The sequence below is a fragment of the Burkholderia sp. BE12 genome, from assembly GCF_002959955.1.
GTDB lineage: Bacteria > Pseudomonadota > Gammaproteobacteria > Burkholderiales > Burkholderiaceae > Burkholderia.
In genome coordinates, this window is the sequence record NZ_PREY01000005.1 from 27,513 (window position 1) to 43,565 (window position 16,053).

Here is a 16,053-nt window from a genome sequence, read left to right on the forward strand (position 1 = left end):
CGGCCCGTCGAGGCCGCGTGGAGGGCGTCACTCGGGCTTTCGATCATGATCAATTTCCAGTTGCGTGCGCCGTGTGCGTCACGCACTACCGGTGTGCGGCCGCTGCCGCGCATGCTGAAACTTACCGTTCCCGCGCTGGCCGTCGGCGCGCTGGCCGCGAGCGCTGCCGCAGCCGAAACCGCGCACGCGGCCGGTGCGACGGCGAACGACGCCGGCGTGCTTCTGCCGCCCGTCGAAGTCGTCGCATCGCCGCTGTCGACGCCGCTCGTCGTCGTCACGGATCCGAAGGCGCCGCGCCAGCCGCTGCCCGCCAGCGACGGCGCCGATTACCTGAAGACGATCCCCGGCTTCACGTCGATCCGCAGCGGCGGCACGAACGGCGACCCCGTGCTGCGCGGGATGTTCGGGTCACGGCTGAACATCCTGGCGAACGGGATGCCGACGCTCGGCGCGTGCCCGAACCGGATGGACGCGCCGACGTCGTATATCGCGCCGGAAAGCTATGACAAGGTCACCGTCGTGAAGGGGCCGCAGACCGTGTTGTATGGCCCGGGCGCGTCGGCCGGCACCGTGCTGTTCGAGCGCGTGACGCCGCGTTTCGAGCGCCCCGGCATGCGCTTCGACGGCAGTCTCGTCGGCGGGTCGTTCGGCCGCAACGACCAGAACATCGACCTGAGCGCCGGCATGCCGGACGTCTATGGCCGCGTGAGCGCGAACCACGCGCATTCGCAGGACTACAAGGACGGCAACGGCAACACGGTGCCGTCGCAGTGGGACAAGTGGAACGCCGATGCGGCGCTCGGCTGGACGCCCGACGACCATACGCGCGTCGAGCTGGCCGCCGGCACCGGCGACGGTTATGCGCGCTACGCGGGCCGCGGGATGGACGGCGCGCATTTCCGCCGAGAGACGTTCGGCCTGTCGTTCGACAAGCGGCATCTCGGCGACGTGCTCGACCGGATCGAGGCGCGCGTGTACTACAACGAAGCCGATCACGTGATGGACAACCATACGTTGCGGCAGCCCGACCCGACGAGCAGCATGCCGATGCGGATGGCCGCGGACGTGCGACGCCGCACGCTCGGCGCGCGTGCGGCCGCGACGTTGCGCTTCGGCGACGACTTCAAGTTCGTCACGGGTGTCGACGCGCAATCGAACCGGCTCGATTCGCGCTCCGCGATGGGCTGGCAGAACTACGGCGACCAGCCGTGGGATGCGCAGGCGACGATGTGGAACGCGGGCGTGTTCGGCGAGCTGACGTGGTATGCGAGCGACGTATCGCGCGTGATCGGCGGCGCGCGCGTCGATTATGCGAGCGCACGCGACAAGCGCGCGATGAAGCGCGGCATGATGACGAGCAGGCCGAACCCGACCTTCGACGACGATCGGACGAAGGTGCTGCCGAGCGGCTTCGTGCGCTACGAGCGCGATCTCGCGTCGCTGCCCGTCACGTGGTATGTGGGGATCGGCCACGCGGAGCGTTATCCGGACTACTGGGAACTGTTCTCCGCGACGCGCGGGCCGGCCGGTTCGGTCAATGCGTTCTCGGCGGTGCAGCCGGAGAAGACCACCCAGCTCGATATCGGCGCGCAATACAAGAGCGACCGGTTCGATGCCTGGGTGTCGGCGTACGCGGGCTACGTACAGGACTTCATCCTGTTCAACTATGCGGCCGGCATGATGGGGCCGACCACGCAGGCAACCAACGTCAACGCGCAGATCATGGGCGGCGAAGCCGGCGTGTCGTGGCGGCCGGTCGCGCCGCTGCGCGTCGAGACGTCGCTCGCGTATGCGTGGGGGCGCAACGTGGCGAGCGGCGATCCGCTGCCGCAGATGCCGCCGCTCGAGGCGCGCATCGGGCTCGAATACACGCGCGGCGCATGGTCGGCAGGCGGCCTGTGGCGCATCGTTGCGCCGCAGCATCGCTATGCACCGAATGAGGGCAACGTGGTCGGCAAGGACTTCGGCTCGAGCGCCGGATTCGGCGTGCTGTCGCTGCATACGCAGTACAACGTCGGCAAGACCGTGCAGATCTCGGTCGGCGTCGATAACGTGCTCAACAAGGCCTACACCGAGCATCTGAACCTCGCCGGCAACGCGGGCTTCGGCTATCCGGCGAACGCGCCGGTGATGGAGCCGGGGCGTACCGCGTGGGTGCGCGTGAGCGCGAAGCTGTAGCGCGCATCGCGCATGTGCGTCGCAGCATGCGCAGGCGTGAACGCCGCACCGCCCGAAGGGCGGTGCGCGTCAACCGATTAGAGAACCGTATCTAGTCGGGGAGCAAACGTTGGCGAGTCGTGCTTCACTCCCGCATTCGACACACGCGGTGCGCGCGATGCGGCGTGCGTGTCGATCCGGTGTCATTCGCACCGGCAGCACAATAATCAGGAGAACATGCATGGCCAGATCGATACGTTCCAGGGTAATGGCAGGGGCAGTGGCATGCGCGATGAGCGTCGCGCCGTTCGCGGGGACGGCCGCGCTGACGACGCTCGCGACGACGCGCACGGCGATGGCGGCAACCGCGCCCGTCGACGACTATGCGACGACGCGCTATCCGATCATTCTCGTGCACGGGCTGACCGGCACCGACAAGTATGTGGGCGTACTCGAGTACTGGTACGGCATCCAGGAAGATCTGGAGCAGCATGGCGCGACCGTCTACGTCGCGAACCTGTCGGGCTTCCAGAGCGACGATGGCCCCAATGGGCGCGGCGAACAGTTGCTGGCTTACGTGAAGACGGTGCTCGCCGCGACCGGCGCGACCAAGGTCAATCTCGTCGGTCACAGCCAGGGCGGATTGACGTCGCGCTATGTCGCGGCCGTCGCCCCCGATCTCGTCGCGTCGGTGACGACGATCGGCACGCCGCATCGCGGCTCCGAGTTCGCCGACTTCGTGCAGAGTGTGCTCGCGTACGATCCGACCGGGTTGTCGTCGACGGTGATCGCCGCATTCGTCAATGTATTCGGGATCCTGACGAGCAGCAGCCACAACACGAACCAGGACGCCCTCGCGTCGTTGAAGACGCTGACGACCGCGCAGGCCGCCGCCTACAACCAGAACTATCCGAGCGCGGGCCTCGGCGCGCCCGGAAGTTGCCAGACCGGCGCGCCGACGGAAACCGTCGGCGGCAACACGCATCTGCTGTATTCGTGGGCCGGCACGGCGATCCAGCCGACGCTTTCCGTGCTCGGCGTGACGGGAGCGACGGACACGAGCACGCTTCCGCTCGTCGATCCGGCGAACGCGCTCGACCTGTCGACGCTCGCGCTGTATGGCACGGGCACGGTGATGATCAACCGCGCCTCGGGCCAGAACGACGGGCTCGTGTCGAAGTGCAGCGCGCTGTACGGCAAGGTGCTGAGCACGAGCTACAAGTGGAACCATCTCGACGAGATCAACCAGTTGCTCGGCGTGCGCGGCGCGTATGCGGAAGATCCGGTCGCGGTGATCCGCACGCATGCGAACCGGTTGAAGCTCGCGGGCGTGTAATCGATGGCGGCACGTGAAAGGCGCGCGCCGCTGGCGCGGCGCGTGGCGATCTATGGTGTCGTGGGGCTGGCTGCGATTGCCGGCGTCGCGATGTGGGGCGGTGCGGGATCGCATCGCGGCACGGGTGCCGGCGGCGGCGTGTCGGATGCGGCCGCGGTGGGCGGCGTGGCGGCCGCCGCGCCGCAGCCCACCGTGCCGGCGAGTGCGGGCCTCCCGCCGTCGCTCGCCGGCTCCAGCGCGCCGCGGTTGCCGCTCGATGCGGGCGGCCATCTCGCGAAGTCGCGCGCGGTGCGCGACTTCTTCGACTATTGCCTGAGCGCGCGGAGCGACCTGAGCGCGGCCGCGCTCGATGCGTTCGTCGTACGCGAGATCGCGGCGCAGCTCGAGGGCACGGTCGCGCAGGCCGAGGCGCTCGACGTGTGGCACCGGTATCGCGCGTATCTCGACGCGCTCGCGACATTGCGCGATGCCGGAGCAGTCGACAAGTCGGATCTGGGCGCGTTGCAGGTGGCGCTGGATCAGCGCGCGTCGATCGCGTATCGCACGCTCGGCGACTGGAGCCAGCCGTTCTTCGGTGCGGAGCAGTGGCGGCAGCGCCACGACCTCGCACGGTTGAGGATCGTTCAGGATCGCTCACTGACGGATGCGCAGAAGGCCGAGCGGCTCGCGGCGCTCGAACAGCAGATGCCGGCCGACGAACGCGCGGCGCAGCAGCGCGTGGAGCGGCAGCGCGCCGCGATCGACCAGATCGCGCAATTGCAGAAGAGCGGCGCGACGCCCGATGCGATGCGCGCGCAACTGACGCAGACGCTTGGCCCCGAGGCGGCGGCGCGCGTCGCGCAGATGCAGCAGGACGATGCGTCGTGGCAGGGCCGTTACGCGGATTATGCGGCCCAGCGTGCGCAGATCGAATCGGCCGGTCTATCGCCGCAGGAGCGCGACGCACGGATCGCGGCGCTGCGGCAGCGTGTGTTCACGAAGCCCGGCGAAGCCGTGCGCGCGGCGTCGCTCGATCGCGGCGCCGGCGGCATGCAGTGAACCGGGCGCCGCCGCGTATGACCAACCCTATGCCGCGCGCGTGATGTCCCGCGGCAGATGGTGCTCGATGGTATCGGCGAGCGTGTCGAACGCGGGCCGGATGCCTTCGTGCGCGACGCATGCATAGCCGAGCAGCAGGCCCTGCCGAGCGGTATCGAGGTTGCTGTAGTAGCTGGTGAGCGGGCGCACGATGACACCGGCGTCGAATGCGCTCTGCGTGACCGCGCGATCGTCGCACGCGTCGGGCAGGCCGAGCACCAGATGCAGGCCGGCCTCGTCGCCCATCACCGGCAGCGCGTCGCCGAAGCGCGCGCGGATCGCGTCGATCATCAGTTGCCGGCGCTCGCCGTACAGCGTGCGCATTCGTCTGACGTGCGAAGTGAGGTGGCCGTCCATGATGAATTCGGCGAGCACGGCCTGCTGCATCAACTGGCCTTCGCGGTACAGCTCCGACAGCCCGGTGCGGAAGGTGTCCACAAGATGCTCGGGCACGACCATGTAGCCCATCCGCAGCCCCGGGAACAGCATCTTGCCGAGGCTGCCGACGTAGATCACGCGGCCGCCGTCGTCGAGGCCCTGCAGCGACGCGAGCGGGCGGCTGCCGTAGCGGAATTCGCTGTCGTAGTCGTCCTCGATGATCCAGCAGCGGTGCTGGCGCGCATATTCGAGCAGCATGCGGCGCCGCGCGAGACTCATCACCATCCCGAGCGGGTACTGATGCGACGGCGTGACGAGCACGAGCCGCGGCGGATGCTGCATGTCGCTCGCGCTCGGGTCGAGCCCTTCCTGGTCGACCGGCACCGGCGCGAGCGTGAGGCCGGTTGCCTGCAAGACGCTGCGCACGCCCCAGTAGCACGGTTCCTCGACCCACGCGCGATCGCCGATGTCGGACAGCAGCCGCACCGCGAGATCGATCGACTGGTGGATGCCCGTCGTGATGATCACCTGGTCCGGCGAGCATTTGACCGAGCGCGCGACGCGCAGGTAATCGGCGAGCGCCCGCCGCAGCGGCCGGTAGCCGCCGCCCGGCGCATAGGTCAGCAGTTCCGGATTGGCCTCCTTCCACAGCCGCGCCTGCAGGCGGCTCCACGTGCGGCTGGGGAATTCCGACACGTCCGGCACGCCCGGCATGAACGCACCCCACTGGCGCCGCGAGACGCCCGCATGCTCGATCAGCTGCCGCCCGCGCATCGACAGGCTGCCCTGCGCGTTGGGCGGCGGCGGTTCGTCCGTGGCCGACGGCGGCGGCGCGGCGCCCGGCACGCGGATCGCGGCGGCGTCCGGCCGCGTGTCGGCCACGTAGGTGCCGCTGCCGGTCGTCGTCAGCACGTAACCTTCGGCCGTCAGCTGGTCGTACACGTGGAGGACCGTATTGCGCGCGATCGACAGGTCGCCCGCGAGCGTGCGCGAACTCGGCAGCTTTGTTCCCGGCCCCAATTCTCCGGTCAGGATGGCCTGCTGCATCAGTTGCAGCAGCTGCCGGTACATCGGTTCGGGCGAACTGCGGTCGATGCGGGCGGAGAGCCAGTCGGCGACGATCACGGTATCCAAAGTGGTCCTACTTGGAATATTGAAATGGTTCCCTATTGTAGAACCGTGCGCGCCGTATAGTGGCTCGCATCTCAAAATCAATTGTCGCGAAGCAAGGGGACAGCCACGATGAAGTCCGATGATGTGATCGTCAGCTTTCGCGGCGTGCGGAAGACCTACGACGGCGAGACGCTGGTCGTCAAATCGCTCGACCTCGATATCCACCGTGGGGAATTCCTGACGCTGCTCGGGCCGTCGGGCTCGGGCAAGACGACCTGCCTGATGATGCTCGCCGGTTTCGAATTCCCGACCGGCGGCGAGATTCGCCTCGACGGCGAGCTGCTGAACACCGTGCCGCCGCACAAGCGCAACATCGGCATGGTGTTCCAGAACTACGCGCTGTTTCCGCACCTGACGGTCGAGCAGAACGTCGCGTATCCGCTGACCGTGCGCAAGCTGCCCGCCGCCGAGCGCACGGAGCGCGTCGCGCATGCGCTGAAGATGGTGCAGATGGAGCGCTTCGCGAAACGCTATCCGGCGCAACTGTCGGGCGGCCAGCAGCAGCGCATCGCGCTGGCGCGCGCGCTCGTGTTCGAGCCGAAGCTGGTGCTGATGGACGAGCCGCTCGGCGCTCTCGACAAGCAGCTGCGCGAACACATGCAGTACGAACTGAAGGCGCTGCACGAAAAGCTCGGCGTGACCTTCGTGTACGTGACGCACGACCAGGGCGAGGCGTTGACGATGTCCGATCGCGTCGCCGTGTTCGACAAGGGCATCGTGCAGCAGCTCGACACCGTCGATCGCCTGTACGAATCGCCGTGCAACGAATTCGTCGCGAACTTCATCGGCGACAGCAACCGGCTGCGCGGCACCATCGCGCGCGTCGACGGCGAATTCTGCGAATTCCGGCTCGACGACGGCACGAAGCTCGTCGGCCGCCATATCGGCGAAGCCGCCGAGGGCGCGTCGGCCGTCGCGTGCATCCGCCCCGAACGCATGAGCCTCGCGGCACACGGCGTGAATGGTGTGAATGGCGCGAATGGCGCCGCCGCCAATTGCGTGAGCGGCGAGGCACGCAGCCTCATCTATTTCGGCGATCACGTGCGCATGCGCTGCGCGCTGCCTGGCCAGGACGAATGCTTCGTGAAGGTGCCGCTCGGCACCGGCGCGCTCGACGCGTTCTCGCCCGGCGCGCCGGTCTCGCTTGCATTCTCGCCCGAACACCTGCGCGTGTTCGCGTGAGCATGGTTTCCCCGGTTTTCCGCAGCACGTCGTCAACAACAAAGCCCACTTCCACCACGAGAGGAGAGGAACCATCATGAAACGAGCAAGCTTTACCGCGCGCCGCACGGCGCTCGCGCTGGCACTGGTCGCGTTTGGCGCATCGGCCGCGGCTGCCGAGCTCACGGTCATCAACTTCGGCGGCGCGAACGGCGACGCGCAGAAGGCCGCGTTCAACCAGCCGTTCGAGAAGGCGACCGGCAACAAGGTCACGGCCGTCGAATACAACGGCGAGCAGGCGAAGGTGAAGGCGATGGTCGAGGCGAAGCACGTCAACTGGGACGTGGTCGAAGTCGAATCGGGCGACCTGAACCGCGGCTGCGACGAAGGGCTGTACGAGAAGCTCGACTGGTCGAAGATCGCGAAGAAATCCGACCTGATTCCGGAGTCGCCGCAGGTGTGCGGCGTCGGCTTCTTCGTATGGTCGACGGCGCTGTCGTACAACGCGGACAAGCTGAAGTCGGCGCCGACCGGCTGGGCCGATTTCTGGAACGTGAAGAAATTCCCCGGCAAGCGCGGGATGCGCAAGGGCGCGCGCTATAACCTCGAATTCGCGCTGATGGCCGACGGCGTCGCGACGAAGGACGTCTACAAGGTGCTCGGCACGAAGGCCGGCCAGGATCGCGCGTTCAAGAAGCTCGACGAGCTGAAGCCGTACATCCAGTGGTGGGAAGCGGGTGCGCAGCCGCCGCAGTTCCTCGTCGCCGGCGACGTCGTGATGTCGACCGCGTACAACGGCCGCATCGACGCCGCGCAGAAGGAAGGCAAGAACCTGAAGGTCGTGTGGAACGGCAGCATCTACGACCTCGACTACTGGGCGATTCCGAAGGGTTCGCCGAACAAGGCGCTCGCCGAGCAGTACATCGCGTACACGCTGACGCCGAAGCCGCAGCAGGCGTATGCGCAGCACATCGCGTACGGCCCGACGAACGTCGCCGCGATCAAGTCGCTCGACGCGAAAACGCTCGCGAACCTGCCGAACTCGCCGGCCAACGGCAAGAACGCGGTACTGGAGGACATCGGCTTCTGGACCGACCACAGCGACGAGCTCGAACAGCGCTTCGCCGCGTGGGCAACGAAGTAACCGGTCAGGCATCCTCACGGGTGTCGTGATGCAACCGGCCGCGCGACGCGTCGATCGTGTCGCGCGGCATTCCGCCGGAACGTGCCCGGCCGGAGAGAACCGTTGAATACCATGACGATCGCGCCTTCCCCGCCGTCGGCCGCCGCGCTCAAGCGCGAGCTGAAGGCCGCCGAGGCCCGCAAGCGCACGATGGCGCTGCTGCTGGTGGCGCCGCTCGCGATTTTCCTGCTGCTGATTTTCGTCGTGCCGATCGGCACGCTGCTCACGCGCGCGGTGCAGAACCCGGAGATCGCGACCGCATTGCCGAACACGGTCGCCGCGTTGTCGGGCTGGGACCGCAAGACGCCGCCGGCGGACGCCGCGTATGCCGCGCTCGCGGCCGACATGACGAAGGTGGCCGACAGCGAGGCGATGGGCGCGCTCGCACGGCGCCTGAACACCGAGATTCCCGGCTATCGCTCGCTCGTCGCGAAGACGGCGCGCGCGATGCCGCTGAAGGGCGACGGCGACGCGGCGCTCACGCCTGCGCAGACGCGCGCGAAATTCATCGACCTCGATGCGCGCTGGGGCGAGATCGCATACTGGCAGTCGATCGCGAAGAACGGCAGCCAGGTGTCGCCGTTCTACCTGCTCGCGGCGCTCGATTACAAGCAGGACGGCTTCGGCCGCATCGTGCAGGCCGATCCCGACCAGTCGATCTACCTCGCGATCTTCGGGCGCACGTTCGTGATCGGCATCGCCGTCACGCTGTTCGCGCTGCTGCTCGGTTATCCGCTTGCATACTGGATCTCGACGCTGTCGGAACGACGCGCGAACCTCGTGATGATCCTCGTGCTGATTCCGTTCTGGACCTCGGTGCTCGTGCGCGTCGCCGCATGGATCGTGCTGCTGCAGAGCGAAGGGCTCATCAACACGGCGCTGATCGGCAGCGGGCTGATCTCGCATCCGCTGACGCTGCTGTTCAATCGCGTCGGCGTGTACATCTCGATGACGCACATCCTGCTGCCGTTCATGATCCTGCCGCTCTACAGCGTGATGAAGTCGATTCCGCCGACCTACCAGCGCGCGGCCGTGTCGCTCGGCAGCCATCCGTTCGCCGCGTTCTGGCGCGTGTACGTGCCGCAGACCTATCCGGGCGTCGGCGCGGGCGCGCTGCTCGTGTTCATCCTCGCGATCGGCTACTACATCACGCCCGCGCTGCTCGGCGGGCCGAACGACCAGATGGTCAGCTACTACGTCGCGTACTTCACGAACGTGACGATCAACTGGGGCATGGCATGTGCGCTCGGCGGGCTGCTGCTCGCGGCGACGCTCGTGCTGTACGCGGTGTACGGGCGCTTCACGCGCACCAACGTGAGCCTCGGCTGAGCGCCGGGCACAGGGAAACGGGAAGGGGATGCCGACCATGAAACTCGCCAGGCCGCTGTTCGCGCCGCACATGTCGTTCGTCGAGCGCGCGTGGTACGTCGCGTTGCGCGTGCTCGTCGTGCTGACGCTGCTGTACCTGATCCTGCCGGTGCTCGCGATCGTGCCGCTGTCGTTTTCGTCGAGCACATTCCTCGTCTATCCGATTCCGGGCTTCTCCACACGCTGGTACGAGAACCTGATCGCATCGGACGAGTGGCGGATGGCCGCGAAGAACAGCTTCATCGTCGCGCCGTCGGCGACCGTCGTCGCGACCGTGCTCGGCACGCTCGCGGCCATCGGCCTGACGAAGGCCGATTTCCGTGGCAAGGGGCTGCTGATGGCCGTGCTGCTGTCGCCGATGATCGTGCCCGTCGTCGTGGTCGGCGTCGGCATGTACCTGTTCTTCGCGCCGCTCGGGCTCGCGAACACCTACACGGGGCTGATCGCCGCGCACGCGGCGCTCGGCGTGCCGTTCGTCGTGACGACGGTGGCCGCGACGCTGCAGGGCTTCAACCAGAACCTCGTGCGCGCGAGTCTGTCGCTCGGCGCGAATCCGGTCACGACGTTCTTCCGCGTGACGCTGCCGGTGATCGCGCCGGGCGTGATGTCGGGCGCGCTGTTCGCGTTCGCGACGTCGTTCGACGAAGTGGTCGTCACGCTGTTCCTCGCGGGCGCGGACCAGACGACGCTGCCGCGCCAGATGTTCACGGGCATCCGCGAGAACATCAGCCCGACGATCGCCGCGCTCGCCACGATTCTGATCGTCTTCTCGACGAGCCTGCTGCTCGCCCTCGAATGGCTGCGCGGCCGCAATGCGCGGCGTGCGGTGTCGTAAATAGCGGCGCCGGCCGGACCGTTCGCCAGGCCGCGAGGCCGCCGATCGTTGCGTCTTCAACGATGCCGTGCACCCGACACGGCATGACGAAGCTTTCGTTTGGCTGACCGACGGGGCGGCCGCCTGCACGTTCGATGCGGCTCTGCAACAATACGGCTCGCGGTGCCGCGCGTCCCGTTGCCGTTGCACGGAGGATGCGGTGCCGCGCCGCTCAATCCGCGACGCCGCGCGTCGCTCGTCAGCCGAGCCCATCTTGTCCGAACTCGCTTCCCCCGCCGGCGCGCACGAGCCGGCCGTCAACTGGCGCGCGATGTCCGCCGTGCTGCTGGCCGTCGCGCTCGCGACGCTCGACACCGCGATCGCGAACACCGCGCTGCCCGCCATCGCGACCGACCTGCATGCGTCGCCGGCCGCGTCCGTGTGGATCATCAACGCATACCAGCTCGCGATGGTCGCGACGCTGCTGCCGTTCGCGTCGCTCGGCGACATCGTCGGCCACAAGCGCGTGTATGTCGCCGGGCTGGCGGTGTTCACGCTGGCGTCGCTCGGTTGTTCGCTCGCGTCGACGCTGCCGATGCTGACGGCCGCGCGCATCGTGCAGGGCTTCGGCGCGAGCGCGATCATGAGCGTCAACGTCGCGCTGATCCGCGGCCTGTTTCCCGCGCACCGGCTCGGGCGCGGCGTCGGTTTCAACGCGCTCGTCGTCGGCGTGTCGTTCGCGGTCGGGCCGACGATCGCGTCGCTGATCCTGTCGGTGGCCGCGTGGCCATGGCTGTTCGCGGTGAACGTGCCGCTCGGCGTGTTCGCGCTCGCGGTGGCGATTCCGTCGCTGCCGCGGACGGCGCGCGGCAAGCATGCGTTCGATCCGGTTGCCGCGCTGTTCAACGTGATCACGTTCGCGTCGCTGATCTTCGCGCTCGGCGAATTCGCGCAGCGCGGGCCGCTGACGGTCGTGTTCGCGGCGGCCGCGGTGGCGTTCGCGTTCGGCTGGTTGCTGATTCGCCGCCAGGCCGGGCATCCGGCGCCGATGCTGCCGGTCGACCTGTTCCGCCGGCCCGTGTTCACGCTGTCGGCGCTGACCGCCGTGTGCGCGTTCGCCGCGCAGGGGCTTGCGTTCGTGTCGCTGCCGTTCTATTTCGAAACCGTCCTGCATCGCAGCGCGGTCGAGACGGGATTCCTGATGACGCCGTGGTCGGCGATCGTCGCGCTTGCCGCGCCGATCGCGGGGCGGCTGTCGGATCGTTATCCGCCCGGGCTGCTCGGTGCGATCGGCCTGGCGTTGCTGAGTGCGGGCATGGTGTCGCTCGCCGCGCTGCCGGTGTCGCCGGGCGTCGTCGACATCGGCTGGCGGATGATGCTGTGCGGCGCGGGCTTCGGCTTCTTCCAGTCGCCGAACCTGAAAGCGCTGATGTCGAGCGCGCCGCCCGAGCGCAGCGGCGGCGCGAGCGGGATCATCGCGACCGCGCGGCTGATCGGGCAGGCGACGGGCGCGGCGCTGGTCGCGCTGTCGTTCGGAATCGCGGGGCGCCACGGGCCGACGCTTGCGTTGATGCTCGGGGCGGGCTTCGCGGGCGCGGCGAGCGTCGCGAGCGGGCTGCGGCTGTTCGCGCCGTCGCATCGGGCCGGCGCGCCGGTCGTGTCGGAGCCCGTGAAGGAGCGGGCGACGGAGTAGGGGCGTGCGCGAACGCGGCGCACGTTGACGACGCAACGACGATCACGGGAACGTCACTCACGAACCGGCGCGCGGCAAGCCATCGCCGCGCGCTGGTCCTCATGCATCGCTCAGAACCCGCCCGACTTGATCAGCTGGTTGAGGTTCGCGATGTTCAGGCTGCCGAAGCCGGTCGTCAGATCCCAGCCGGTGCCGGCGGTGTAGCCGTACCCCTGATAGCCGTTGTTGCCCGACACGACGTCATAGCGCACGAGCGACGGATGCGACGGAATGTCCGCATAGAAATTGGCTGCCGGGAAGCCGAGGCCCGTGCCGTTCGCCGCGAGCAACCGCGCCCAGAGGCCCGTGAAGATCGGCGCGGCGAGGCTCGTGCCGCCGATCTGCTGCAACTGGCCGTAGTTGTAGATGTACGCGCCCGTGCTCTGCGCGGCGTCGAACGCGACGTCCGGCAACTGGCGATTGCTGCCCGACTGCCACGACGGCGCGGGCAGGATCGTGCTGACGCCGCCGCCCGTCGCCCACAGCTTGCCGTTCGAATCGAGCCCTTCGTTCCACACCGTCTCGTTCGAGAACGCACCGGCCGACGTCGTGTAGAGCGTCGTGCCGCCGATCGCGAGCACGTGCGGCGACGAAGCCGGCCACGATACCGTGTAGTTCGAGCCGTCCGGGTAGCCGCGGTTGTTGCACTCGTACACGCCTTCGTCGCCCGACGATACCGAGAAGGTCTGGCCCTGCGCCGCGGCCGTCGTGAAGATCTGCTCCTCGGCGTCGATCGTGCCGTCCGCGTTCGCATCGGTTTCGCACCAGCCGAGCGAGACGTTGATCACCTTCGCGGTGTTGTCCGACACCGCTCGGTTGAACGCCTGCGTGAGGCCCGTGTTGCCGGCGGCGTTGAGGTCCGCCATGTAGAACACCAGCTTGCCGACCTGGCCGCCGGCCGAGCCGACGATCGACTGGCTGTCGAGATCCCATTCGCCCTGGCCGTCCTGGTCGTCGGTGTAGCTGCCGCCCGTGCCGTTGGTCTTGACGGTCTGCGTCGTGACCGTGCCGTAGCCGTTGCTCGACGTGAACTGCTTCAGGTCCTGCAGCGTCTGCGATACGCCGCCGATCGTGATGATGCCGACGGTCACGCCGGCCGCGGTCGGCACGCCGGTCGCGTTGTAGAGGCCCGGAAATTCCTTCGGATAGTGGCCCGTCGCCGTGCCGGCGGCGAGCGCCTGCGGCTTCGCCACGTTGCCGATGCGCAGCATCGGCCGCGCACGCGCGACGCTCTGCAGCCCGAGCACCGAGCCGACGACGTCGCCGAGTGCGCGCGGCACCTGCGCGGTCGACGTGTTGGCGAAGCCCGAACGGCCCGCGTACTGGAAGCGCACGAGCGACGTGTTGAACGCGGTCTTCACCGTGCCGGCCGTGCCGTGCGCGGAGACCAGCAGCCGGTTCGGCGCGACTTCGACGTTCACGAAGCCGCTCTTGTGCAGATAGTCGACGACCGACTTCACCTGCGCTTCGGTCGGCGCGTAGTTCGCGAGGAACTGCTCGTGCGTCAGGTACTGGCGGTAATGCGCGCTGCCGGGCCGGTTCACGTCGCGCGCCAGTTGCTTGAGCTGGGCGGCGTTGCGCAGCTTCAGGCTGACGACGACGTCGGTCGTCTCGCCGGCCGCGAGTTCGAGCGACGGCGCCGCGCTGCGCGCCATCAACTGCGGGCCGGTCAGAAAGGCCTTCGTATGGGTATCGACCCAATCCGTCGCCGCGTGCGCCGCGGCGGCGGCGAACACGAGCGGTGCCACGCACGCAAGGCGGCGGGGCGACGGAAGGGAAAGGGCAAACCACGCGTTCCTTTTCATCGGGAGTCCTTTTTTAGGAGAGACGACGTTACTGGAACCCCCGGCCCTTGTGGGGCCGCGAGCGGTGACGAGCGTAGGGCGTCGGTGCCGAACGGGTAGCTGCCAGTTTCCATAGCTGTCAGTTCTGACAACGGGGGCGCACGCGTGCGTGCGCGGCGCGGTACGCACCGGTCGTGGCGGGGCCGGCGAGCGGAACCGGTTCGCGGTGCGACGGCGCGGCAACGCACGTCGCGCACACGCACGAGTCGTTCGTTGCAGCATCGGAACGTGCGCGGTCGTGGACGGGCGTGCTGCGGGGATGCATGGCGTTTGCGTGTCAATGGCTGCGCGCCGTATCGCACTATGTGGTCATTGGAAGCGACTCGTCAGGAACGGATTCGTGCAGGAACACGAATGGGGCCGGCCGAACCCGAACGTTTCCCGAACTGTGGAACAGCGCATCGGCCAGCCTTGCAGGCTGCTTTCGGATCGCGTGTCGCAGTCGTGGATTAGAGGAAATGCTCGAATCCGGCGTCGGCGCGAGCCGGTGCGACGTGCGCGCCAGGCGCGCAGGAATGAACGACGGTGTTCGCGAAATTCCGCCTTGACGCGCGCCGATCAGCGGATATCCTTCAATCCATAACCGACCGGTTATGGATTTTGGACGACATGCAAACCACTCAGGACACGCTTTTCAGGACGCTTGCCGATCCCACGCGCCGCGCGCTTTTCGAGCGGCTGTGCGCGGAAGGGGAGCTGACGGTTGCCGCGCTGACCGCCCATGCGGGTGTCTCGCAGCCGGCCGTGTCGAAGCACCTTGGCGTCCTGAAGCAGGCCGGGCTCGTGAATGACCGTCACGAAGGCCGGCAGACCCACTACAGCGCGCAGCCGCAAGCGCTGGCCCCGTTGATCGACTGGACGAGCCAGATGGCAGGCTTCTGGCAGAGCCGGTTCGATGCCCTCGAAGATCTGCTCAAAAGGATGGATCAGTAATGAACCAGGCCACTACCGAAACGCGCTCCGTCGTCGTCGACCGGGAGCTGCCCCATCCGCCGGAGAAGATCTGGCGCGCGCTCACGCAACCGCACCTGATCGAGGCGTGGCTCATGAAGAGCGACTTCGAGCCCGTCGCGGGCCATGCCTTCAGTTTCCGCGCGGACTGGGGCTCGGTCGACTGCACCGTTCTCACGATCGAGCCGCACCGCGCGCTGTCCTATACGTGGGCGGCCCACGGGCTCGAAAGCATCGTGACGTGGACGCTCACGCCGACGCCGGCCGGCACGCACCTGCGCATGGAGCAGGTCGGCTTCCGCCCCGACCAGGAGCAGGCGTACCGCGGCGCGCAGTACGGCTGGGTACGGTTCTTCGAATCGCTCGAACAGGTGCTGTCGCGTCCCGACGAAGGCACGGAGGCCCGCGCATGAGTGCAACGGACCTCACCCCGTCGGCGCGCATCGATGCGCTGATCGCAGGCATCGCCGACTGGCGCGGCAAGACCTTCGCCGACGTGCGCCAGACGATCCTCGCCGCGCAAGCGGGCATCGTCGAGGAATGGAAATGGATGGGCAGCCCCGTCTGGTCATGCGACGGGATGATCGCGGTTGCGAACGCGCACAAGGGCAAGGTGAAAGTGACCTTCATGCACGGCGCGCAGCTTCCTGATCCCGACAAGCTGTTCAACGACGGCCTCGACGGCAATGCGCGACGCGCGATCGATCTGTTCGAAGGCGACAAGCTCGACAAGCGGGCGTTGAAGAACCTCGTGCGCGCGGCGATCGAATACAACCGCACGCACCTGAAAAAGAACGCGCGAGGGGCGGGCGCGAAGGCGCGCGCGGACAAGGCGGCTTAAGGCCGCGTAAGGCCGCATGAAGCGCGGACGAAAAAAAG

At 67.9% G+C, this 16,053-nt stretch carries 13 protein-coding genes; 11 read left to right on the top strand and 2 right to left on the bottom strand.

Annotation, left to right across the window (positions count from 1 at the left end; genetic code table 11):
* Positions 1-45 precede the first annotated feature (45 nt).
* The 3 genes from C4B30_RS06820 to C4B30_RS06830 all read left to right on the top strand — a co-directional run bounded on the left by C4B30_RS06820 (position 46) and on the right by C4B30_RS06830 (position 4,531).
* A complete protein-coding gene (locus C4B30_RS06820; RefSeq protein ID WP_105132178.1) occupies positions 46-2,178 on the top strand; it encodes a TonB-dependent copper receptor in 2,133 nt (710 codons plus the stop codon).
* 220 nt (positions 2,179-2,398) lie between these two features.
* The gene (locus C4B30_RS06825; protein ID WP_105132179.1) at positions 2,399-3,493 is read left to right on the top strand and encodes a triacylglycerol lipase; all 1,095 of its coding nucleotides are present in this window, start codon (positions 2,399-2,401) and stop codon (positions 3,491-3,493) included.
* 3 nt (positions 3,494-3,496) lie between these two features.
* On the top strand, positions 3,497-4,531 hold the full coding sequence (locus C4B30_RS06830; protein ID WP_105132180.1) for a lipase secretion chaperone: 1,035 nt from the start codon (positions 3,497-3,499) through the stop codon (positions 4,529-4,531).
* Between the two features lie 27 nt (positions 4,532-4,558).
* On the opposite strand, the gene pdxR is transcribed toward C4B30_RS06830, so the two are convergent.
* A complete protein-coding gene (gene pdxR / locus C4B30_RS06835) occupies positions 4,559-6,082 on the bottom strand; it encodes a MocR-like pyridoxine biosynthesis transcription factor PdxR (RefSeq protein ID WP_105132181.1) in 1,524 nt (507 codons plus the stop codon).
* A 108-nt stretch (positions 6,083-6,190) separates the two neighbouring features.
* Here pdxR and C4B30_RS06840 point away from each other — a divergent pair, with 108 nt between their 5' ends.
* The 5 genes from C4B30_RS06840 to C4B30_RS06860 all read left to right on the top strand — a co-directional run bounded on the left by C4B30_RS06840 (position 6,191) and on the right by C4B30_RS06860 (position 12,340).
* Entirely contained in the window at positions 6,191-7,303 is a 1,113-nt protein-coding gene (locus C4B30_RS06840; protein ID WP_105132182.1) for an ABC transporter ATP-binding protein, read from the top strand.
* Between the two features lie 76 nt (positions 7,304-7,379).
* Positions 7,380-8,426 carry an ABC transporter substrate-binding protein gene (locus C4B30_RS06845; RefSeq protein ID WP_105132183.1) on the top strand — a complete coding sequence of 349 codons (1,047 nt, stop codon included), beginning with the start codon at positions 7,380-7,382 and terminating at the stop codon, positions 8,424-8,426.
* 111 nt (positions 8,427-8,537) lie between these two features.
* Positions 8,538-9,794, top strand: a complete 1,257-nt coding sequence (locus C4B30_RS06850; protein ID WP_199779061.1) for an ABC transporter permease — start codon at positions 8,538-8,540, stop codon at positions 9,792-9,794.
* 37 nt (positions 9,795-9,831) lie between these two features.
* Complete coding sequence (locus C4B30_RS06855; protein WP_027782591.1) at positions 9,832-10,668, top strand: ABC transporter permease; 837 nt, start codon at positions 9,832-9,834, stop codon at positions 10,666-10,668.
* A gap of 253 nt (positions 10,669-10,921) precedes the next feature.
* Positions 10,922-12,340, top strand: coding sequence for an MFS transporter (locus C4B30_RS06860; RefSeq protein WP_105132185.1), 1,419 nt, complete (start codon positions 10,922-10,924; stop codon positions 12,338-12,340).
* Between the two features lie 110 nt (positions 12,341-12,450).
* Here the strand turns inward: C4B30_RS06860 and C4B30_RS06865 are convergent, their stop codons facing one another.
* The gene (locus tag C4B30_RS06865) at positions 12,451-14,184 is read right to left on the bottom strand and encodes a S53 family peptidase (protein WP_105132186.1); all 1,734 of its coding nucleotides are present in this window, start codon (positions 14,182-14,184) and stop codon (positions 12,451-12,453) included.
* Between the two features lie 648 nt (positions 14,185-14,832).
* Between C4B30_RS06865 and C4B30_RS06880 the strand changes: the two genes are divergently transcribed.
* From C4B30_RS06880 to C4B30_RS06890, 3 genes are read left to right on the top strand one after another with little or no spacing between them, the layout of a single operon-like run.
* Complete coding sequence (locus C4B30_RS06880) at positions 14,833-15,156, top strand: ArsR/SmtB family transcription factor (RefSeq protein WP_027782595.1); 324 nt, start codon at positions 14,833-14,835, stop codon at positions 15,154-15,156.
* Positions 15,156-15,587, top strand: coding sequence for an SRPBCC family protein (locus tag C4B30_RS06885; protein WP_105132188.1), 432 nt, complete (start codon positions 15,156-15,158; stop codon positions 15,585-15,587). Before C4B30_RS06880 ends, C4B30_RS06885 begins: the two co-directional genes overlap by 1 nt.
* Positions 15,584-16,015 (top strand): DUF1801 domain-containing protein, encoded by a 432-nt coding sequence (locus C4B30_RS06890; protein ID WP_027782597.1) that lies wholly within the window; start codon positions 15,584-15,586, stop codon positions 16,013-16,015. Before C4B30_RS06885 ends, C4B30_RS06890 begins: the two co-directional genes overlap by 4 nt.
* Positions 16,016-16,053: the final 38 nt, after the last annotated feature.

What these genes read in the sequence shown, in the direction of transcription:
- C4B30_RS06855 (WP_027782591.1), top strand. Translation starts at nt 9,832, where the DNA reads ATGAAACTCGCCAGGCCGCTGTTCGCGCCGCACATGTCGTTCGTCGAG.
- C4B30_RS06880 (WP_027782595.1), top strand. Translation starts at nt 14,833, where the DNA reads ATGCAAACCACTCAGGACACGCTTTTCAGGACGCTTGCCGATCCCACG.
- C4B30_RS06865 (WP_105132186.1), bottom strand. Translation starts at nt 14,184, where the DNA reads ATGAAAAGGAACGCGTGGTTTGCCCTTTCCCTTCCGTCGCCCCGCCGC.
- C4B30_RS06845 (WP_105132183.1), top strand. Translation starts at nt 7,380, where the DNA reads ATGAAACGAGCAAGCTTTACCGCGCGCCGCACGGCGCTCGCGCTGGCA.
- C4B30_RS06890 (WP_027782597.1), top strand. Translation starts at nt 15,584, where the DNA reads ATGAGTGCAACGGACCTCACCCCGTCGGCGCGCATCGATGCGCTGATC.
- C4B30_RS06825 (WP_105132179.1), top strand. Translation starts at nt 2,399, where the DNA reads ATGGCCAGATCGATACGTTCCAGGGTAATGGCAGGGGCAGTGGCATGC.
- C4B30_RS06840 (WP_105132182.1), top strand. Translation starts at nt 6,191, where the DNA reads ATGAAGTCCGATGATGTGATCGTCAGCTTTCGCGGCGTGCGGAAGACC.
- C4B30_RS06820 (WP_105132178.1), top strand. Translation starts at nt 46, where the DNA reads ATGATCAATTTCCAGTTGCGTGCGCCGTGTGCGTCACGCACTACCGGT.
- C4B30_RS06830 (WP_105132180.1), top strand. Translation starts at nt 3,497, where the DNA reads ATGGCGGCACGTGAAAGGCGCGCGCCGCTGGCGCGGCGCGTGGCGATC.
- C4B30_RS06885 (WP_105132188.1), top strand. Translation starts at nt 15,156, where the DNA reads ATGAACCAGGCCACTACCGAAACGCGCTCCGTCGTCGTCGACCGGGAG.
- C4B30_RS06850 (WP_199779061.1), top strand. Translation starts at nt 8,538, where the DNA reads ATGACGATCGCGCCTTCCCCGCCGTCGGCCGCCGCGCTCAAGCGCGAG.